This is a genomic window from Enterobacter sp. ECC-019, assembly GCF_043974075.1.
Classification (GTDB): Bacteria; Pseudomonadota; Gammaproteobacteria; order Enterobacterales; family Enterobacteriaceae; genus Enterobacter; species Enterobacter asburiae_D.
Map to the genome: position 1 here is coordinate 2,300,295 of NZ_CP143759.1, position 18,629 is coordinate 2,318,923.

At 54.2% G+C, this 18,629-nt stretch carries 19 protein-coding genes and 2 tRNA genes; 8 read left to right on the forward strand and 13 right to left on the reverse strand.

Translation table 11 applies throughout. From position 1 onward, the window contains the following. Positions 1-57: 57 nt before the first annotated feature. Positions 58-1,248, reverse strand: coding sequence for a 23S rRNA (cytosine(1962)-C(5))-methyltransferase RlmI (gene rlmI, locus V1566_RS10710; protein ID WP_061715623.1), 1,191 nt, complete (start codon positions 1,246-1,248; stop codon positions 58-60). 174 nt (positions 1,249-1,422) lie between these two features. Between rlmI and V1566_RS10715 the strand changes: the two genes are divergently transcribed. From V1566_RS10715 to yccX, 3 genes are read left to right on the forward strand one after another with little or no spacing between them, the layout of a single operon-like run. After that, positions 1,423-1,980 (forward strand): kinase inhibitor, encoded by a 558-nt coding sequence (locus V1566_RS10715; RefSeq protein ID WP_395305839.1) that lies wholly within the window; start codon positions 1,423-1,425, stop codon positions 1,978-1,980. A 10-nt stretch (positions 1,981-1,990) separates the two neighbouring features. Beyond that, complete coding sequence (locus V1566_RS10720; protein WP_395305840.1) at positions 1,991-2,779, forward strand: helix-turn-helix transcriptional regulator; 789 nt, start codon at positions 1,991-1,993, stop codon at positions 2,777-2,779. Positions 2,780-2,790: 11 nt separating this feature from the next. Beyond that, entirely contained in the window at positions 2,791-3,072 is a 282-nt protein-coding gene (yccX, locus tag V1566_RS10725) for an acylphosphatase (RefSeq protein ID WP_395305841.1), read from the forward strand. Here the strand turns inward: yccX and tusE are convergent. Next, a complete protein-coding gene (gene tusE / locus V1566_RS10730) occupies positions 3,069-3,398 on the reverse strand; it encodes a sulfurtransferase TusE (RefSeq protein WP_213328351.1) in 330 nt (109 codons plus the stop codon). The two genes, yccX and tusE, sit on opposite strands and share 4 nt — an antisense overlap. A gap of 87 nt (positions 3,399-3,485) precedes the next feature. Beyond that, positions 3,486-4,145, reverse strand: coding sequence for an FtsH protease modulator YccA (gene yccA / locus V1566_RS10735; RefSeq protein WP_023335168.1), 660 nt, complete (start codon positions 4,143-4,145; stop codon positions 3,486-3,488). Positions 4,146-4,414: 269 nt separating this feature from the next. On the opposite strand from yccA, the gene V1566_RS10740 reads away from it, so the two are divergent. From V1566_RS10740 to V1566_RS10750, 3 genes are all read left to right on the forward strand, one after another. Next, positions 4,415-6,043 (forward strand): ABC transporter substrate-binding protein, encoded by a 1,629-nt coding sequence (locus V1566_RS10740; RefSeq protein ID WP_395305842.1) that lies wholly within the window; start codon positions 4,415-4,417, stop codon positions 6,041-6,043. A gap of 130 nt (positions 6,044-6,173) precedes the next feature. After that, positions 6,174-6,261 (forward strand) — tRNA-Ser (locus tag V1566_RS10745). 290 nt (positions 6,262-6,551) lie between these two features. Then, a complete protein-coding gene (locus V1566_RS10750; RefSeq protein WP_395305843.1) occupies positions 6,552-6,809 on the forward strand; it encodes a YjhX family toxin in 258 nt (85 codons plus the stop codon). A 71-nt stretch (positions 6,810-6,880) separates the two neighbouring features. Here V1566_RS10750 and V1566_RS10755 read toward each other — a convergent pair whose 3' ends face one another. From V1566_RS10755 to V1566_RS10780, 6 genes are all read right to left on the reverse strand, one after another. Further along, complete coding sequence (locus tag V1566_RS10755) at positions 6,881-7,717, reverse strand: alpha/beta fold hydrolase (RefSeq protein ID WP_395305844.1); 837 nt, start codon at positions 7,715-7,717, stop codon at positions 6,881-6,883. Between the two features lie 251 nt (positions 7,718-7,968). Further along, positions 7,969-8,187, reverse strand: coding sequence for an acyl carrier protein (locus V1566_RS10760; protein ID WP_008499867.1), 219 nt, complete (start codon positions 8,185-8,187; stop codon positions 7,969-7,971). Between the two features lie 17 nt (positions 8,188-8,204). Beyond that, positions 8,205-9,638 carry an AMP-binding protein gene (locus tag V1566_RS10765; RefSeq protein WP_395305845.1) on the reverse strand — a complete coding sequence of 478 codons (1,434 nt, stop codon included), beginning with the start codon at positions 9,636-9,638 and terminating at the stop codon, positions 8,205-8,207. Continuing rightward, positions 9,635-10,753 carry an MBOAT family O-acyltransferase gene (locus V1566_RS10770; protein ID WP_395305975.1) on the reverse strand — a complete coding sequence of 373 codons (1,119 nt, stop codon included), beginning with the start codon at positions 10,751-10,753 and terminating at the stop codon, positions 9,635-9,637. Before V1566_RS10770 ends, V1566_RS10765 begins: the two co-directional genes overlap by 4 nt. A gap of 9 nt (positions 10,754-10,762) precedes the next feature. Further along, positions 10,763-10,885, reverse strand: coding sequence for a hypothetical protein (locus V1566_RS10775; protein ID WP_023335174.1), 123 nt, complete (start codon positions 10,883-10,885; stop codon positions 10,763-10,765). Continuing rightward, positions 10,882-12,018, reverse strand: coding sequence for a D-alanyl-lipoteichoic acid biosynthesis protein DltD (locus tag V1566_RS10780; protein ID WP_395305976.1), 1,137 nt, complete (start codon positions 12,016-12,018; stop codon positions 10,882-10,884). Before V1566_RS10780 ends, V1566_RS10775 begins: the two co-directional genes overlap by 4 nt. 277 nt (positions 12,019-12,295) lie before the next feature. Here V1566_RS10780 and V1566_RS10785 point away from each other — a divergent pair. Both V1566_RS10785 and V1566_RS10790 read left to right on the forward strand, forming a co-directional pair. Continuing rightward, positions 12,296-12,383: transfer RNA gene (locus tag V1566_RS10785), tRNA-Ser, on the forward strand. A gap of 461 nt (positions 12,384-12,844) precedes the next feature. Further along, positions 12,845-13,750 (forward strand): LysR substrate-binding domain-containing protein, encoded by a 906-nt coding sequence (locus V1566_RS10790; protein WP_121425781.1) that lies wholly within the window; start codon positions 12,845-12,847, stop codon positions 13,748-13,750. A 45-nt stretch (positions 13,751-13,795) separates the two neighbouring features. On the opposite strand, the gene cobO is transcribed toward V1566_RS10790, so the two are convergent. From cobO to V1566_RS10810, 4 genes are all read right to left on the reverse strand, one after another. Beyond that, complete coding sequence (cobO, locus tag V1566_RS10795) at positions 13,796-14,398, reverse strand: cob(I)yrinic acid a,c-diamide adenosyltransferase (RefSeq protein ID WP_395305846.1); 603 nt, start codon at positions 14,396-14,398, stop codon at positions 13,796-13,798. A gap of 9 nt (positions 14,399-14,407) precedes the next feature. Next, complete coding sequence (locus V1566_RS10800; protein ID WP_395305847.1) at positions 14,408-16,060, reverse strand: class I fumarate hydratase; 1,653 nt, start codon at positions 16,058-16,060, stop codon at positions 14,408-14,410. A gap of 82 nt (positions 16,061-16,142) precedes the next feature. Continuing rightward, positions 16,143-17,144, reverse strand: coding sequence for a glutaminase A (gene glsA, locus V1566_RS10805; protein ID WP_395305848.1), 1,002 nt, complete (start codon positions 17,142-17,144; stop codon positions 16,143-16,145). A 53-nt stretch (positions 17,145-17,197) separates the two neighbouring features. Beyond that, positions 17,198-18,490, reverse strand: a complete 1,293-nt coding sequence (locus tag V1566_RS10810) for a dicarboxylate/amino acid:cation symporter (protein WP_395305849.1) — start codon at positions 18,488-18,490, stop codon at positions 17,198-17,200. Positions 18,491-18,629: the final 139 nt, after the last annotated feature.

Here is an 18,629-nt window from a genome sequence, read left to right on the forward strand (position 1 = left end):
CACCTCCCGGGAAATACGACTTACACGTTATGTGCGGGCAATATTTCTCTTTTCAAGTTACATGACGCGACAGGCAAACCCTTTCAGATAGAGCCCTTCCGGGTAGGTAGCAATCACCGGGTGATCGGCGGCCTGACGGAACTGCTCTATAAATTGTACATCACGGCCAGCATCTATTGCGGCATCGGCGATGATTTTCTGAAATAAATCTGTGGTCATCAGGCCGGAACAGGAGAAGGTGAGCAGAACCCCGCCCGGGTTCAGCAGCTGGATAGCCAGCATGTTGATATCTTTATACCCACGGCACGCGCCCATCAGCTGGCTTTTGTTTTCCACAAACTTTGGTGGATCCATCACGATGACGTCGAACTTCTCGCCCTGGTCGCGATATTTACGCAGCAGCTTGAAGACGTCATCGCGTACAAACTCCGCTTTGCTCAAGTCCAGCTTGTTGAGCTCGACGTTCTGTTTTGCCACATCCAGCGCTTCCTGCGAGGTGTCCACGCTCACCACCTGGGCACAGCCGCCCATCAGTGCCGAAACGGCAAAACCGCCGGTATAGGAGAAGCAGTTCAGCACGCGTTTGTCGGCAACGTACTGACGCGTAGCCAGACGGCTGTCGCGCTGGTCGAGGTAGTAACCGGTTTTGTGCCCGCCCTGAATATCCACCAGCAGCTTCATGCCGTGCTCTTCAATCGGCAGCAGGGCCGGTGGCAGTTCGCCCGTTACGGGCCCCTGAGTCAGCTCCATACCTTCTTTTTTGCGCACAGCAACGTCGCTGCGGTCATAGATGGCACACTGCGGGAACAGCGTTTGCAGCGCGCTAATCAGCGCGGCACGCTGGTATTCTGCCCCGGCGCTCAGGAGCTGCAGCACCAGGAAGTTACCGAAGCGGTCAATGGTCACGCCCGGCAGACCGTCGGACTCACCGGCAATCAGGCGGTAGCTGTCCAGCCCGTCGCGTTTTGCCAGCCAGTCGCGCCACTGCTGCGCCTGCTGCAGGCGGCGGACGAAGAAGTCGATGTCGATGGTTTCGTCTTTATCGAACGTCCAGACGCGAGCCCGGATCTGGGACGCTGGCGAGTAGGCGCCTCGCGCTAACCATTTCCCCTGATGGTCAACGATATCAATGGTTTCACCGAGGCTGGCTTTGCCTTCCATGCGGGCAACCGCGCCGGAAAAGACCCAGGGATGACGGCGCAGTAATGATTTCTCGCGCCCTTTGGCTAACACTAAACGTACACTCATAATTTGCTGTTCTGTCGATTTCAGGGAAATGGCGCGTAGAGTAGCACATTCAGCAAGGCGCAATCATCTGCGGATGCCGTTGAGCGTTTCGGCACAAAATCAAATCGCTTAGGCACATTATGATATTGCAGCAGGCTTTACAGTGGGGCTTCCGGTACAGCAGAGGGAGCACCCATGAAAAAGCGCAGTGTAATCGCAATAGCCGCTCTGGCGGCGATAAGTTTTCAGGTTTTAGCAGCAACGCCTTTCGGCATCACCAGCCAGGATATTTCCGGCGAACGCCGGTTAGCGCAGCAGCAGGTATTTGAGGGATTTGGCTGCCACGGTGGGAATATCTCTCCCCAGCTGGCATGGAAAAATCCGCCCGCCGGTACAAAAAGTTTTGCCGTTACGGTATATGACCCCGATGCCCCCACCGGCAGCGGCTGGTGGCACTGGACCGTAGCCAATATTCCGGCGACTACAATGACGCTGCCCGCTGATGCCGGTAACCCGAACGGCGAGAAATTACCTGCCGGTGTTGTACAGGGGCGTAATGATTTCGGCTATTCTGGATTCGGCGGCGCATGTCCACCCGCCGGGGACAAGCCGCACCGCTATCAGATTACCGTCTGGGCCCTGGACGTGGATAAACTGCCCGTCGATAAAAATGCCAGCGGCGCGCTGGTCGGTTTTATGATCAATAGTCATGTTCTGGCAAAGGCACAGTTAACAGCAACCTACAGCAGATAAGGATGGCCGGGTGCAGGAGTTCCATTTTCGACATAAACATCTTACAGCGGGTGAAGTGACCGCCAGCAAAATGCATCGCCTGCACCAGGTTAAACTCTTTTTTCCGGCGATTTGTCATATCACTCACGGCAGTAAGGTGATTGTTCAGGATGATAACCGCCTGGAGGCGACACGGGATCAACTCATCATTATCCCTGCCAATACGGTAATGGAGATTATCAATCAACCCGCGAACGGCATGTTTCGATCCGACTTGCTGATGTTGTCTCCGGAGATCGTTGCCGAGTTTAAAGCGCATTACCTGAAATCCTGGCCGCGCACGACGCTGCATTCGCTCTGCGCCCCGCTGAGCGAGGGGCTGGCGTTTATGTGGGACAACCTGCTGCACGCCGTGCGTCAGGATTTACCGGAGGCGCTACAAAAGCATCAGGCCTTCGGTCTTTTGCTGGCCTTGCTGCATGATGGTGTGGCAGGTCCGCTGCTTATTGAGCGAAACAGTAACCTGACCGAGCAGGTGCGGCAGTTCATTATGCTGTCGCCCGCCAGAGTCTGGACCGCGCAGGATGTTGCCAGCCGTCTGGCCTTAAGCGTGCCGACGCTGCGAAGACGCTTGCGTGACGAGTCACAGAGTTTTCGCCAGATTGTGGAGGAGGTGAGGATGGCCGTTGCTTTGTCACAGCTACAGTCAACCCGATTACCGATTGGCGAAATCGCATTACAATGTGGGTATCTTTCCAGCTCTCGTTTCACCGCCCGTTTCCGGCAACACTATGGCTGTTTGCCGAAAACGCTACGTTAAGGAGAAGAAATATGTCAAAAGTCTGCACCATCGCCTGGATTCACGGCGTCGTTCAGGGCGTCGGATTCCGCTACAGTACCCAGCGCGAAGCGATTGAGCTTGGGCTCACGGGATACGCGCGAAATATGGACGACGGCAGCGTGGAGGTGGTCGCCTGCGGCGAGGCGGAGCAGGTCGACAAGCTGGTGGCCTGGCTGAAAGCGGGTGGGCCGCGCAGCGCACGGGTTGATAAGGTCTTAACGGAACCGCATCAACCCGGCCGGGAGTACGTTAATTTCGGTATCCGCTATTAAATACACTTCACCGGCTTCGGCAGACCAGCAACCTTTGTTGCCTGTTTTGCCGGGCCTTTCGGGAACAGACGATACAGATAGCGGCTGTTGCCTTTCTCTTCGCCGAACTTATTGGCCATGGCTTTGACCAGCATGCGGATGGCCGGAGAGGTGTTGAATTCAAGATAGAACTCGCGGACAAAACGCACCACTTCCCAGTGTTCGGGAGAGAGGGTAATCCCTTCTTTCTCAGCAATCACTTCTGCCAGCGCTTCGCTCCACTGGCCACTCTCTTTCAGATAACCGTCGTTATCGGTCTCGATCTCTTTGCCTTCAAAACTCAACATAGTCATTCACGCGTCAGTCAAAAACCGCAGCAGTGTACCAAAAAACAAAGCCCCGCATAAGCGGGGCCAGGTTCACAGCGCTGCGGCTTAATCGCGGCTGGCGAAGCCAAGGATGCTCAACAGGCTGACGAAAATGTTGTACAGCGACACGTACAGGCTCACCGTGGCGCGGATATAGTTCGTCTCACCGCCGCGAATGATGTTGCTGGTTTCAAACAGGATCGCGCCTGAAGAAATCAGAATAAACACGGCGCTGATCGCCAGATGCAGGGCAGGCAGCTGCAGGAAGATGTTTGCCACCATACCCACCAGCACCACCACAACACCCGCCATCAGCATACCGCCGAGGAAGGACATGTCCTTACGGGTGGTCAGCACGTAGGCCGAGCAGCAGAAGAACACCAGCGCGGTACCGCCCAGCGCCATGCCGATAAGATCGCCCATACCGGCAGACAGATACGCGTTCAGCATCGGCCCCAGGATATAGCCCAGGAAGCCGGTGAAGGCAAAAGCAGAAAGAATACCGACCGGTTTGTCAGCGGTTTTGTAGGTCAGGAACATCAGACCATACATACCCACCAGCGTCAGGATCAGCCCCGGAGACGGCAGCATCAGCACGGTGCTGGCGGTGGCAGTGATCGCTGAGAATGCCAGCGTCAGGCTGAGCATGAAATAGGTATTGCGCAGCACCTTGTGGGTACTGAGTAGCGATGTGCGGTCGCGTGAAGAAGTAATTATACGATCCATGAGTCACTCTCTTATGACAGATGTAATTAGCGGAAAGAATAGGAAACGGCACGCCAGTCTCAAAGTGGTTTTACCCATCTTTACTCAGCACGTTAGCGCTGGAGGTGGTTATTTCTTCTGCAGAAGTGCGTTTCACCAGTATGAACAGCGGTTTGCAACAATTTACCAGATCAAGCTCTTATAGGTTACTGAAAAATATTGCTTTATTACCATTCGAACGCTAAGAGTTATTTCCGGATCGTCATAAAACAGACAATAAGGCGAAGGAAATGAAACCACAAACACGCACGAACTTTACGCTCTCTTTGTTAACCGCCGGGATCCTGTGCGCCAGCACGGCAGCCTGGGCGGCTAACGTGCCGGCAGGAACCGCGCTGGCCGATAAACAGGAACTGGTCAGGAATAATGGCAGTGAACCGGCTTCGCTCGACCCGCATAAAGTCGAAAGCGATGTCGAATTCAATATTATCAGTGATTTATTCGAAGGGCTGGTCAGCGTCTCTCCAGCAGGAGAAGTCCAGCCCCGCCTGGCGGAAAAATGGGAGAATAAGGACAACACCGTCTGGACGTTCCATTTGCGTCCGGGCATCACCTGGAGCGACGGCACAGCGATTACCGCAGAGGATGTGGTCTGGAGCTGGCAGCGCCTGATCGACCCGAAAACGGCTTCGCCCTATGCGAGCTATCCGGGCAACATGCATATCGCCAACGCGGCCGATATCGCCCAGGGGAAAAAAGCGCCCGATACGCTGGGTGTAAAAGCGATTAACGACACCACGCTGGAAGTGACGCTCACGCAGCCAAACGCGGCCTTCCTCGCGATGCTGGCGCACCCGTCGCTGGTGCCGGTGGATAAAGTGCTGATTAGCCGTTTCGGAGATAAGTGGACCAAGCCGGAGCATTTCGTCAGCAGCGGGGCGTATAAGCTGTCGCAGTGGGTGGTCAACGAACGCATCGTGGCGGAGCGTAACCCGCGCTACTGGGATAACGCGCACACCGTGATTAACAAGGTCACCTACCTCCCCATCACGTCCGAGGCCTCGGATGTGAACCGCTATAAGGCGGGCGAAATTGACATTGTGTACACGGTGCCGATTAACCAGTTTGCTCAACTCAAGAAAACCCTGGGCAGCCAGCTGGACGTTTCACCTCAGTTGGCGACCTATTACTACGAATTCAATACCACCCGTCCGCCGTTCAACGACGCGCGCGTGCGCAAGGCGCTGAACATGGCGCTGGATAAAGACATCATTGCCGGGAAAGTATTAGGGCAGGGGCAGCGCCCGGCGTGGCTCATCAGCCAGCCGGATATCGGCGGCGTTAAGCTACAGAACCCGGATTACGCCAGCTGGCCGCTGGACAAGCGCATCGCGGAGGCGAAAAAGCTGCTGAACGAGGCCGGGTACAACGCCAGCCATCCTCTGAGCTTCAACCTGCTCTACAACACCTCTGAATCGCACCAGCGCATCGCGATTGCGGCCAGCTCCATGTGGAAGAAAAACCTTGGCGTGGAGGCAAAGCTGCAAAACCAGGAGTGGAAAACCATGCTGGATACCATGCACACCCACAACTTTGACGCGGTGCGCTACGCGTGGATTGCCGATTACGACGATGCGGCGACCTTCCTGAACAACTTCCGCACGGGAGACAGCGAAAACACCAGCCAGTACAGCAATCCGGACTACGATGGGGCGCTGGTGAATGCCGCAAAAGCCAAAACGGCTGAGGAGCGGGGTAAGTACTACCAGCAGGCGGAAGATCTGCTGGGGCGTGATGTACCGGCCATTCCGGTTTATCACTACGTCCGCACGCACCTGGTAAAACCGTGGGTCGGTGGATTTACGCCGGATAAGCTGGGGTACTATTTCACGAAAGACATGTACATCAAAAAACACTAAGCCTGTGCTGATAAAATCGTCGATGTGTCGTCAGTTCAACCGATTAAACACGTTTTGACTATTTTTAAAGCGAACGAGTGCAGCCACTCTTTACAGCACGCGGTGAGGTGTTTATAGTTCGCCTCACTTAGGAAGCGTGGCCGAGCGGTTGAAGGCACCGGTCTTGAAAACCGGCGACCCGAAAGGGTTCTAGAGTTCGAATCTCTACGCTTCCGCCAAACATAAACCCCAGGTTACTCGTTAACCTGGGGTTTTTCTTTTGGATTGACCGATCCGCCTCACACTTTTAAAACCCCGCTATTCCCCTGTAAAAACCAGGCGTTATCATTCAGCCCGTAAATATCTTTTCATCTCTCACCGAGGCTTTGATGCTGGAGAATGTTTTCATCAGATAATCAGTTTTCCGCCCTTTTCAGGACGGACTGGTTATCGCTGCGCTTAAACCTTACGCACGCACCTGTTGGTGTGGGCTCGTTTTTACGCATGATGATTACACAGGTTTTCCAGTATGAATTTATCCCGTCAGGAACAACGTACCTTACATGTTCTCGCCAAAGGTGGATGTATTGCGCACGTCCGCGACAGTTCTGGCCGCGTCACGTCCGTTGAGTGCTACACCCGTGAAGGGCTGGTGCTCAGCGACTGCACGCTCAGCGTCTTTAAAAAACTCCGCACCAAAAAGCTGATCCGCTCCGTGAACGGGCAGCCTTACCGCATCAACACCACCGGGCTGAACAACGTTCGCGCCCAGTTGGATAATCGCTAAGCGGAATAAACAACGCCACCCGCGGGTGGCGTCAGAGTGTGAGTAGCGCCACCCGGCAATAACGGTGACGTTTAAGAGCGGATAAAGGCCAGAATGTCCGCGTTGATGGTGTCCGCATGGGTGGTATGCATCCCGTGCGGGAAGCCCGGATAAATTTTCAGTACGCTGTTCGCCAGCAGCTTGTCCTGCAGCAAGGCAGCGTTTTTAAACGGCACGACCTGATCGTCATCGCCTTGCAACACCAGAACGGGAACCGTGATGGTTTTTAAATCTTCCGTCTGGTCGGTCTCTGAAAACGCCTTAATCCCCTCGTAGTGGGCCTTAGCGCTGCCAATCATTCCCTGACGCCACCAGTTCTGGATCGTGCCCTGTGAAACGTCTGCGCCCTCCCGATTAAAGCCGTAGAAAGGACCGCTGGCGACGTCGAGGTAAAATTGAGCGCGGTTAGCCGCCAGCGCTTTGCGGAAGCCGTCGAAAATCTCAATGGGCGTTCCGCCTGGGTTATTGTCCGTTTTGACCATCAGAGGCGGCACGGCGCTGACGAGCACCGCTTTGGCGACACGCCCCTGCGGTTGTCCATACCGGGCAACATAGCGGGCGACCTGGCCGCCGCCGGTGGAGTGACCGACGTGCACGGCATTGCGCAGATCCAAGCTTTCAACCACGGCTGACGCATCGGACGCATAATGATCCATGTCGTGGCCTTCGCTCACCTGGTCCGAACGCCCATGACCACGGCGATCGATAGCGATAACGCGATAGCCTTCCGCGAGGAAGAAGAGCATCTGGTTATCCCAGTCATCGGCACTCAGCGGCCAGCCATGGTGGAAAACAATGGGTTGAGCCTCTTTTGGGCCCCAGTCTTTGTAGTAAATATTGACGCCGTCTTTCGTTGTTACGAATGCCATACCGCAGACTCCTCTGTTAAAGGCAAAACGATCCCCGGCTGAGCGCACAGCGAATCATTAATACCTTAATTAAGTTGGCTTTTTTCTGTTTCCCGTACCGACAGTACTCCTAAAGTGTAGGAGAAATAGTAAAAGCAGTCGGTTTCATTCCTGTTAAAGGGAGCAAGACCGCGTTCAGGCGGGAGGGGGAACGAATGAAGGCTCAGGGGAGATCCTCCAGAGCCTTCAGGGCAGCATGAATAGCAGGGGGGTTAGCGGTTTTCTTCAATATAGCGGGCAAGATCCGCCGGGGTTTTCAGCACCGTTGCCACGTCAGTTGGCGGGATCATACAGCCGTAAACGTCCTGCACTTCCAGCACCATATCGACCGCCAGGATGGAGTCGAGAATGTCGGATTCAATCAGTTCATCGTGAAAGCCCACCTTACGGGATAACACTTTTTCGAACAGGGCGAGAATTTCTTGTTCCATAATTTTTCCTGGAGTCATTAATTTGTGCGGGCGTAAGCGTCCAGCAGCTTGCGGTCAATTTTGCCGTTAGGATTCAGCGGCAAAGCGTCTTTTACGATAATTTGTGAAGGCACCATATAGTGCGGAACCACCTTCGATAGCGACGTTTTGATGGTATCCGGCGCCATATCCGTCACGCAGAACGCGGCTATGCGCAGCACGCTGCCGCAGGATTTCATCAGCGGCAGAACTACCGCTTCGTTGATGCCGGACATGGCAAGCAGGCGGTTTTCAATCTCATTGATTTCAATACGGTAGCCATTCAGTTTGACCTGGCTGTCGTTGCGGCCCTGGCAATAGATAAGTCCCGCTTTATAGCCCAGATCGCCGGTCCGGTAGCCGCGAAACGCTTCATTTTCCCGACGGAGTAATTTTTCCGCGTTTTCGTGCGGCAGGCCGAGGTAGCCGCGCATGACGTTTTTACCCCAGATAATCAGCTCGCCGTCGGCGGAAATTTCCATTTTGCTCTCAGGCATCATGACCCCGACCGGCAGCACGGCGCTGTCGCTGTTCAGGATCTCATCCGTGATTTCAACCACAGTCGTCGCGATGGTCGCTTCGGTTGGGCCATAGGAGTTAATGATTTTGGCCTGCGGGAAACGGCGGCGGAGCTGTTTAACCAGCGCCTTATTTAACACTTCACCAATGAAGATAAAGACGCTCAGCGCAGGCAAATACTCGCTGTTGAACTGCGGGGAAAGCAGCTGCTGGTATGCAAAAGAGGGGGTGGAAACCCAGGCGGAGACTGCGTTGCTTTTCAGTCGCTCCAGCCAGTTCTCTTTCTGAATATCCTCTTTGGCGTTCAGCACGATGTGTCCGCCCATCGCCAGATTCGCCAGCAAAGGGATCAGGGAGAGGTCAAAACTGAATACCGCGTGGTTCATCAGGACCGGTTTTTCCGGCAGTGAAAAGTCCTGGCTGACCCATTTCATGAAGTGCCATACGCTTTCACGCCCAATCTGCACGCCTTTAGGTTTACCGGTGCTGCCCGAGGTAAACATGATGTAGGCCAGCTCCTGCTCCTCCAGCACCTTGCCCGGTTCACCGGTGGCGATGAACTGCCGGGTCGCGACGTCGTAATAGTAAGGGGCATTGGCCAGATGGCAGATCTCCCGCAGGCGCTCCTGCGGGTAGATGCAGTCCACCGGGATGTACGGAATGTTGTGCAGCAGACAGCTATAAATCGCCACGGCGAACTCGGCCTGCTGGTGTCCGTACAGGACAACCGGCGTACCGGCAACAGGCTGGCAATGCTGATAGCGCTGCGCCCAGTCCGTCACGGCAACGGAAAGCTGCAGCCAGCTTAAGGATTCGTCGCTGCCGCTGATGGCCAGTTGCTGCGGGGAGGCGGGATCGCATAATGCCGCACGTAAGAAATCCTGCAGTTCCTGAAGATCGGAGTGATTTTTCATAGAGGTGACATTCCACTAAAGATGTAAAGGGATCCCGCGGCGCTTCCCAGCGTCAGAATTCGCCCTAAAAACGCAACGGCCGGATATTGCAAACCGCGGTGCAATGCCGGGCTGCGTTTGGCTGACCACAGCAGCATGTTATGGGTGACGGAAATCGCGCCAAACAGCGCGCCGCTGATAACGTAATGGCGTTCCAGGCCATTCCATGCCCCCATGCAGAACAGGGTGCAAAAAATACCGATATTTTGCGCCAGCGTTTTGTTCTGACGGAAAAAATTGAACTTCATCAGGTTCATGTAAACGGGCATAAAGACCACATCGCGCAGCCATTCAGACAAACTGATGTGGAAGCGGCGCCAGAAATCCTGCGGGTTCTTTGCCAGAAGCGGCATGTTGAAGTTTGCCGGAATGTTGAGCCCAAACAGGCGGCCTGCACCGATGGCCATATTGCTGTAGCCCGCAAAATCAAAGTACAGGTAGGTGCTATAGGCAATCGACATCACCACGCCCACGGTCAGCGTAAACGGCTTATGGCTCCAGGGCTGCACGACAAGCGAATCGATCAGCATGGCAAACAGGAACTTCTGGACAATGCCGGTAATGATTTGCTCTAACGCGACTAAAAACTGTTCACGGTTAAGGGCAAATACGGGCTTGCTGACATCGCTCATCCATGTCCGCCAGCGGTACATGGGGCCGGCCAGGATGATAAAGGGCATAAACAGATAACAGAAATAGTGCAGGAAATTCTGACCTTCTTTTTTACTGCGATAGAGCAGCACGTCCACCGCGCGGAACGTCATAAAAGAGAGGCCGATCATGCCCCAATGGTTATTTAAGTGAAGTTTCACCAGCAACAACGGCAATAATGTCAGGACGACCGCCTGCCACGTTTTTAACCATCCCTTCTCTTTTAGCGTGGCGAAAACATAAAAACTGAAAAAGACGGCGGCGGGGACAATATAATCACCCTGAAATATATATCCCCATCCCAGCGCCGTCAGCACCGACAGCGCAGATAACCAGGTCAGGCGATGGCGTAATACGCGATTGACCAGCGTAAACGCCAGGGCGGAGGAAAACAAATAAACAAAAAACATTCCTGAGCTGTACATCATTCGGCCTCAGAACTTTTGATATTCAAAATGCAGCTGCATACTCATGCTGTCATCGACAGAGGTCCATGCGACGATGGTGATCGCCAACAGGAGATAAAGGAAAAAAAGACGGATCGCGATTTTCATCATTTAAAACTCTGTGCAATAAAGCGAATCATAGGAACCCAGGCCAGTTCGGAAGGGTGCAAACGATCCCAGTTCCAGCCATTCTGATAAGGCATGGCGTACATATCTAAATAAGGGATCTGGTTCTTTTCCAGAATGGTCTTAATTTGCTTATCAACCGGGCGGAAGGTATCGGTATTGTAAAGCGCCCAGGGGTTAACCGGGTCGACAATAGCAATCACCTGCACGTGACGTTCTTTCAGCAGCTGGACGGTTTTACTGAACGCGGCGATTTGCGCAGGCACGACCGGCGTGTCATCCCACTGTTGCGGCTTACCGTCCTCTTCGTAAATCGTTTTGTCCATCCACAGCGTGGCCGCGCTCTGCTGGCGTTTTTTGTTTAACTCGCGCGCGTTCGCCAGCTCTTTATCCCAGTCTGGGGTGATGTGGGTGGTTGGCTGCTGCGGCCAGGGCTGTACCGTCTGAGGCGTGACGTTGAGCAGCGCCAGCCAGTCGTTTTTTATCATCGTGCAGACGTTCGCAAACTGGAAGCTCAGCTCGTCCCACATCAGTTCGGGGTGCCAGCCAAAGACGCGCATTTGGCCAAAGGTTAAATGGCTTATGTCTTTACTATCAATATGCTTTAAATAATTAACCAGCAGCGGGCGCGCCTGTGGATCCTTCATCAGCGGATTAAAAATAGAACCGGGGAAATTATCGGCATAGATAGCCGGTGGCAGCCCTTTTGAGTAAAAACTGTCCGGTGCCAGAAGCAAAACCACTTTACTGTTTGCGTTAAGGCTATTTTTAAAACGTGAGAACAGTAAAAATTGCGTTTCGTCATCGACAAACGCATCGCCATACGCCACGACGGGTGTGTGCAATTGCTTATTAAAGTAATTATATACCGCGTAATGTTCATCTTCGGAGGTGGCAACCTCAGACGCGCCAATGAAGAAAATAGCATTTCCTTCTAAGGCATGGGAAATAGTTGTAATTTTTTCCGCTTGTTCTTTCGGCGTGCCTTCCATTGATTTAATCAATGGCTGGAAGGTGAGGGGCGGATCGAAGCTCGTCACCAGCGGGTGAACACACAGGAACAAAATGGCCAGGGTCGCCATCAGGATATGTAAGCAAAGCGTATTTTTGATTTTCATCATCAACCAGTAACACTGCATGGCAGTAATTTCTAAAATCTGTGGGTACTCAGATTTATAACAATTACACAACAAATGACCGTCTATTTTTGTGGCATTCTATACCAGAGCGATTTAAAAGGATGAGCGTTGCTGTGTTACGGTATGTACAAGTGAGCAGAGACCGATGCGCCGTCAGCGCCTGGGTGATTTTTGCGCAGTCAAACGCCGGTGGGTAAAAATAGAAAAATTCCTGCTTTACAAGGCGCTAATAGATGTTTATAGTGCGCCTCACTTTGGAAGCGTGGCCGAGCGGTTGAAGGCACCGGTCTTGAAAACCGGCGACCCGAAAGGGTTCTAGAGTTCGAATCTCTACGCTTCCGCCAAATTCGAAACCCAGGTCGTTATGCGACCTGGGTTTTTTGTTTTGAGCCGGTTTCTGCATGCGTGCTGAAGAGGGGTTGGTATGGCGCTCTGGCATCCGTCACGCTGGTACGCTGGTGATCAAAAGGTACACACCAAAACCCTTCTCTATTTTTTAGTTCAACGTTTTTTTATATTTTTTAACGTCCTGTCCTGCACTATTCCTGTTTTTAATGCCCATACGGTTTTTCGTATAATAAGACGCTGCTTCCATTATGTAAGGCACAAATTGAACAGGTCTTAATAATTTTTCATGTTTCATTTCATTTTCATCAAGTAGTTTGGCCTGACGCGCAAAACTGATTAAATCATGGTGTGGATCACTGCCGACAGAGCATAACTAAAATATAATGGCGGTATCGTTCTGAAGCAGGGTTTATTCGCTTCAAAAAATTACTGTTACCCACCATGAATGGAAGACATGATGAGAGGAAAAATCCCCAAGAGCGAGCTGCTGGTGACGTTCGAAGTTGTGGCGCGTCACGAAAGCTATACCCGCGCCGCAGAAGAGCTGGCGTTAACGCAGAGTGCAGTGTTCAGACAGGTGACGGCCCTGGAGGAGTTTTTACACACCTCATTATTTAATCATGCCAAAAAGCGGATTTTTCTGAATGCAGCGGGAAAACATTATCTGAATATCGTTAAAGAGACGCTTAATAAGCTGGAACGCGATACAAATATGATAATGTCCTGGCAGCCTGCCGTTCAGGTTGTGGAGCTGGCGGTAAATCCCACCTTCAGTACGCATTGGCTGATCCCTAATTTATGGGAGTTTAATAAATTAAATCCTGATATTATCGTTAACATTCACTCGCTGGCCAATATCGGCGATTTTTTAAATCGTGAATACGATGCGGCTATTATGCGCGCCGATTTTTGTCCCCCGTGGTCGGAAGTCGATTATTTATTTGAAGAGGAGATCCTGCCGGTCTGCAGCCGAAGCTTGCTCCCCAGCGCGGAGCAGAAGCTGGGGGTTGAGGAGCTGCTAAGGGAATTTCCACTGTTACACCAAAGCACCCGCATTAATGGCTGGCAGGAGTGGTTTGCGCTGTCCGGTATCACCAGTCCGGACGTGAATCTTGGCCCGCGCTTTGACCTCCTCTCAATGCTGATTGCCGCAGTACGGTCGAATCTTGGCGTCGCGCTGCTTCCCCGCTTCGCCATCCAGCATGACCTGGACTGCGGCGAGATGGTGATCCCCTGTGATGTTCCTATCCGCACCGGCAACCGCTTCATCATGACGTGGCGGGAGGAAAAGGCTCAGTCCCTGCCGTTACAGACCTTCCGCGAGTGGCTATTACAAAAATCAGTGGTATCGCCGGTAGAGTAATAACACCGGATGGCGGCAGTACAGCGCCATCCGGTACCGACACGCTTACCAGTCAATGCCCTCCTGAGCCTGAATACCGCTGTCAAATGCGTGTTTTACCGGACGCATTTCGCTGACCGTGTCGGCAAGCGCCAGTAACTGCGAGTGACAGCCGCGTCCGGTGACGATCACGGTCTGCTGCACCGGACGGTTCTCTACCGCCGCGATCACCTCCTGCGTATCCAGATAGTGATAAGCCAGCATATAGGTGAGCTCATCCAGAACCACCAGGTCGTAACTCGGGTCAGCCAGCATGCGTTTGCTCTCCTGCCACACCGCCGTTGCGGCCTCAATATCCGTCTCCCGGTTTTGTGTCTCCCAGGTAAAGCCGGTGCCCATAATGTGAAACTCGACGCCGAGCGGATGCAGGGTGTTGTATTCGCCATTATCCCACTGGCCTTTAATAAACTGCGCGACGCCAACGGTTTTACCGTGGCCGACGGCACGCGTCGCCGTGCCGAAGGCGGCGGTGGACTTGCCTTTTCCGTTGCCGGTGAAGACGATCAGAATGCCTTTCTTCTCTGTTGCCGCCGCCACGCGGATATCAACTTGCTCTTTGCGCTTTTGCTGTCGTTGGCGGTGTTTGTCTGCGTTAGCTCGCGCTTCCATAGTGGCTCCTTAATGTCCGGCAGGGCAGGATGCGCAGCGATGCTGCTGCTCAAACTGGCTGAAGAAATTATTCCCTTTGTCGTCAACCAGCACAAAGGCGGGCAGATTTTCGACCTCCATCATCCATACCGCCTCCATGCCCAGTTCGGGATACTCAAGGCAGCGCAGGCTTTTCACATACTGCTGCGCCAGCAGCGCCGCCGCACCGCCGATGCTGCCGAGGTTGAAGCCGCCGTGCTTATGGCAGGCATCGGTGACCTGCTGGCTGCGGTTACCTTTGGAAAGCATGATCAGGCTTCCGCCCGCGGCCTGGAAAGCATCGACGTAGCCGTCCATGCGCCCGCCGGTGGTCGGACCGAGGGAGCCGCAGGCCTGATTCTCCGGCGTTTTCGCCGGACCGGCGTAATAGACGATATGGTTTTTCATGTACTCCGGCATCGGTTCGCCGTTATCCAGCCGCGCTTTGATTTTTGCGTGGACAATATCGCGGGCGACAACGATCGGGCCGCTTAACGACAGCCGGGTGCCGATCGGCAGGGCGGACATATCGTGCAGGATCTCGCGCAGCGGGCGGTTCAGGTTGATCTGTACGGCTCGGGCGTCGTTATCATCACGGCTGGCCTCCGGGATATATTTCCCTGGGTTATGCTCCAGCTTCTCCAGCCAGATACCGTGCCTGTTGATTTTCGCTTTGATATTGCGGTCGGCGGAGCAGGAGAGCGCCATGGCGACAGGGCAGGAGCCGCCGTGACGCGGCAGGCGGATGACGCGAATATCGTGCGCGAAGTACTTGCCGCCAAACTGGGCGCCGATGCCGAATTCGCGGCTGGCGTTGAGCAGCGTGGCTTCCAGCGCCGTATCGCGGAACGCCTGGCCCAGTTCGTTCCCGCTGGTGGGCAGGTTGTCATAATATTTTGTTGAAGCCAGCTTCGCCACCTTCAGCGCCTGGTCGGCAGAGAGGCCGCCGACCACAAAGGCAATGTGGTACGGTGGGCAGGCCGCGGTACCGAGCGACTTCATCTTCTCGATCAGGAACGCGGTGAGCTTCTCCGGCTGCAGAATGGATTTCGTTTCCTGGAACAGGGCGGCTTTGTTAGCCGATCCGCCGCCTTTATTGACAAACAGGAAGCGATATTCGCTCCCCGGCGTGGCGCTGATGTCTATTTGCGCCGGCAGGTTGGTTTGGGTGTTGACCTCGGTATACATGTCCAGCGGTGCGTTTTGCGAATAGCGCAGGTTACACTCGCTAAAGGTGGCGTAAATCCCCTTGCTCAGCGCTTCGGCGTCATCCCCGCCGGTCCAGACGTGCTGGCCTTTGCTCGCCACAACGGTGGCCGTGCCGGTATCCTGACAGTTTGGCAGAACGCCTTTTGCCGATACTTCGGCATTACGCAGCAGCTGCAGGGCGACATACCTGTCGTTACTGCTGGCCTGCGGGTCGTGCAGGATGGTGGCTATCTGCGTTAAATGTCCGGCGCGCAGGAAAAATGAGGCTTCATAAAAGGCCTGCTGGGCCAGCAGGGTCAATGCCTCAGGCGCCACCTTAATGACCTCCTCGCCCTCTAGCTCCGTCACTGAAACGTGCTGTGTGCTGAGGAGTTCATATTCCGTCGTATCGTTACTCTGAACAAACAGGTCCTGCCAGACAAATGGTTTAGACATAGTACTTCTCACTTTGTGGTTGTTTTTGCCGGGCGCTGGCGCAGCTGCCGCGCCCGGCTGACAAAATCACAGACTGTTAGGATCAATGGGCTAAAAAGAGACTGGCCTGCGTCGCCCCGGCGACATACGCAATCGTCTGCTGGGCGCGAACGCTATTCCCTGCGGCATCCAGCGGCGGCGAGTAGACCGCGATGGCGTATTGACCGGGCACGATGGCAACCATGCCGCCGCCGACGCCGCTCTTCGCCGGGATCCCAACGGTGTACAGCCATTTGCCGCTGCCGTCGTACAGCCCGGCAATCGCCATTTCTGCCAGAACCTGCGGCACGTAGCGTTCATTCAGCAGCTGCTTACCGTTGAAAGGCGATTTGCCCTTGTTCGCCAGCACCGCGCCCATTTTGGCGAGCTGCTCAACGGTGATGTCTACGGAACACTGGCGGGTGTAGATTTCGACGGCTTCCCGGGTATCGCCATAAAAGCTGTTGTAGGAGGCCATCAGCATCGCCAGCGCCTGGTTATGCTGATTGGTCTCCATTTCTGATTTGAACACCGGCTCGTTGACGGTCAGCGAGGCATCGGCCCACGCGTTCAGGTTATTGAGGATCGTGTTCCAGCGGTCGGTCTTATCTTTCGCCTCAATCAGGCTGACCGTGCTCATCGCCCCCGCGTTCACCAGCGGGTTTTCCGGCGCACCTTTGGTCAGCTCAATGGCTAAGCCGGAGTTGAAGGGCAGACCGGTCGCGCTGGCGCCGAGTTTATCCAGCACCTCCTGCGGACCGCGCTGCTCCATCGCCAGCGCCAGGGTGAAAACTTTGCTCAGCGACTCCATTGGAAACGCTTTTTTCACGTCGCCAGCCTGGTAAATGTTGCCGTCGACCGTGGCGAGGGTGATGGCGAAATTGTCGGGGCTATAGGTCGCCAGGGCAGGGATGTAGTCGGCGACTTTCCCCTCATGATTACCTTTGAATTTTTGGTAAGCCTGCTCAAGCAGCTGCGCGTAGTCCGGCGCGGGTTGCGCCAGCGCGGCGGCGCTAAACAACAGGCTCACGGATAAGAGGCTGACGCCGAAAATGTTTATCTTCATGGGGCTATCCTGTCATCGGAAGACGAAAGGCCAACGACGGTTGGCCTTTGTAATCAATACATGGCGATTTCAGTTTCTGAAGCGGTGCTTTCTTTGGCCGGAACCTTGCCGCGGCAGCCGACGCCAAAGTGCTCGCCTTCCCAGCGACCGACGATAGCGGCACCCATCGCGTTACTCATCACGTTGGTGGCGGAACGGCCCATGTCGAGGAACGGATCGACGCCCATCAGCAGAATCAGGCCCGCTTCCGGAATGTTGAACTGGTTGAGCGTGGCGGCAATAACCACCATCGATGCGCGCGGCACGCCCGCCATTCCTTTAGAGGTCAGCATCAGGATCAGCAGCATGGTGATCTGCTCGCCAATGCTCAGTTCGATGTTGCACGCCTGGGCGATAAACACGGTCGCAAACGAGCAGTAGGCCATTGAGCCGACCAGGTTAAAGGAGTAGCCGATGGGCAGGACAAAGCTGGCAATTCTTGAGGAGACGCCGAATTTTTCCAGTTTGTTCAGCGTGCCCGGGAAAGCCGCTTCTGAACTTGAGGTCGTAAAGGCCAGCAGCGCAGGTTCGAAAATCGCTTTTGTCAGACGACTGATGCACGGACCAACAATCAGCGTGGACAAGCCAATCAGAATCGCCCACAGCAGGCCGAGCGTCATGTAGAACTCGCCCATGAAAATACCGGCGCTGACCATCACGCCCAGACCGCGTTCGGCAATCAGTCCGGAGATCGCGGCAAACACGGTCAGCGGTGCAAACAGCATGACGTAGCCCGTCAGCTTCAGCATCACGTGCACCAGAGAGTCGAGCACCTTAATGATGGGCTCGGCTTTCTCGCCAATGGCCGCCAGGCTGCAGCCGAGGAAAATCGAGAACACCACGATTTGCAGAATCTCGTTGCGGGCCATGGCATCAACGATGCTGGTCGGTACCGCGTGAGAGATAAACACTTTCAGCGTGAACGGCTCGGACTGAACGGCCGCAACGACCCCGGCGTCATGGGGAACAAAGTTAATGCCTGCGCCAGGCTGGAAGATGTTGACGATAACCAGCCCCAGGGCGATGGACAGCAGCGAGGCGCAAATAAAGAGGAAAAAGGTTTTGGAGAATATTCGGCCAAGCGTTTTAGCATCACCCATTTTGGCTATGCCAACCACCAGGGTGGAAATCACCAGCGGGGCGATAATCATTTTCACCATGCGTAAGAATATGGTGGTGAATATAGAAATATCCTGTGCGTACGTTTTTGCTGTATCTGCTGATGCCATATTATTAATGACCACCCCGGCTATCATGCCGAGTATCAAACCTAAGATGATCATTTTCGTTAAGCTTATTTTTTTCATGTTTACTCCATCGGATAAAGGTTGGTTAATGTGTAGGGTCGCGTGCGCCTGAGCCCTTGCGAATCGCTCAGACGCACGTTTGTTGTGACCAACCGCATGAATTATCTGGAATACAGTGATACAGCAAATATCTATATCC

What these genes read in the sequence shown, in the direction of transcription:
- V1566_RS10740 (WP_395305842.1), top strand. Translation starts at nt 4,415, where the DNA reads ATGAAACCACAAACACGCACGAACTTTACGCTCTCTTTGTTAACCGCC.
- V1566_RS10800 (WP_395305847.1), bottom strand. Translation starts at nt 16,060, where the DNA reads ATGTCTAAACCATTTGTCTGGCAGGACCTGTTTGTTCAGAGTAACGAT.
- V1566_RS10760 (WP_008499867.1), bottom strand. Translation starts at nt 8,187, where the DNA reads ATGGAACAAGAAATTCTCGCCCTGTTCGAAAAAGTGTTATCCCGTAAG.
- V1566_RS10755 (WP_395305844.1), bottom strand. Translation starts at nt 7,717, where the DNA reads ATGGCATTCGTAACAACGAAAGACGGCGTCAATATTTACTACAAAGAC.
- V1566_RS10780 (WP_395305976.1), bottom strand. Translation starts at nt 12,018, where the DNA reads ATGAAAATCAAAAATACGCTTTGCTTACATATCCTGATGGCGACCCTG.
- V1566_RS10810 (WP_395305849.1), bottom strand. Translation starts at nt 18,490, where the DNA reads ATGAAAAAAATAAGCTTAACGAAAATGATCATCTTAGGTTTGATACTC.
- V1566_RS10775 (WP_023335174.1), bottom strand. Translation starts at nt 10,885, where the DNA reads ATGATGAAAATCGCGATCCGTCTTTTTTTCCTTTATCTCCTGTTGGCG.
- V1566_RS10715 (WP_395305839.1), top strand. Translation starts at nt 1,423, where the DNA reads ATGAAAAAGCGCAGTGTAATCGCAATAGCCGCTCTGGCGGCGATAAGT.
- V1566_RS10750 (WP_395305843.1), top strand. Translation starts at nt 6,552, where the DNA reads ATGAATTTATCCCGTCAGGAACAACGTACCTTACATGTTCTCGCCAAA.
- glsA (WP_395305848.1), bottom strand. Translation starts at nt 17,144, where the DNA reads ATGAAGATAAACATTTTCGGCGTCAGCCTCTTATCCGTGAGCCTGTTG.
- yccA (WP_023335168.1), bottom strand. Translation starts at nt 4,145, where the DNA reads ATGGATCGTATAATTACTTCTTCACGCGACCGCACATCGCTACTCAGT.
- tusE (WP_213328351.1), bottom strand. Translation starts at nt 3,398, where the DNA reads ATGTTGAGTTTTGAAGGCAAAGAGATCGAGACCGATAACGACGGTTAT.
- cobO (WP_395305846.1), bottom strand. Translation starts at nt 14,398, where the DNA reads ATGGAAGCGCGAGCTAACGCAGACAAACACCGCCAACGACAGCAAAAG.
- V1566_RS10765 (WP_395305845.1), bottom strand. Translation starts at nt 9,638, where the DNA reads ATGAAAAATCACTCCGATCTTCAGGAACTGCAGGATTTCTTACGTGCG.
- yccX (WP_395305841.1), top strand. Translation starts at nt 2,791, where the DNA reads ATGTCAAAAGTCTGCACCATCGCCTGGATTCACGGCGTCGTTCAGGGC.
- rlmI (WP_061715623.1), bottom strand. Translation starts at nt 1,248, where the DNA reads ATGAGTGTACGTTTAGTGTTAGCCAAAGGGCGCGAGAAATCATTACTG.
- V1566_RS10770 (WP_395305975.1), bottom strand. Translation starts at nt 10,753, where the DNA reads ATGTACAGCTCAGGAATGTTTTTTGTTTATTTGTTTTCCTCCGCCCTG.
- V1566_RS10790 (WP_121425781.1), top strand. Translation starts at nt 12,845, where the DNA reads ATGAGAGGAAAAATCCCCAAGAGCGAGCTGCTGGTGACGTTCGAAGTT.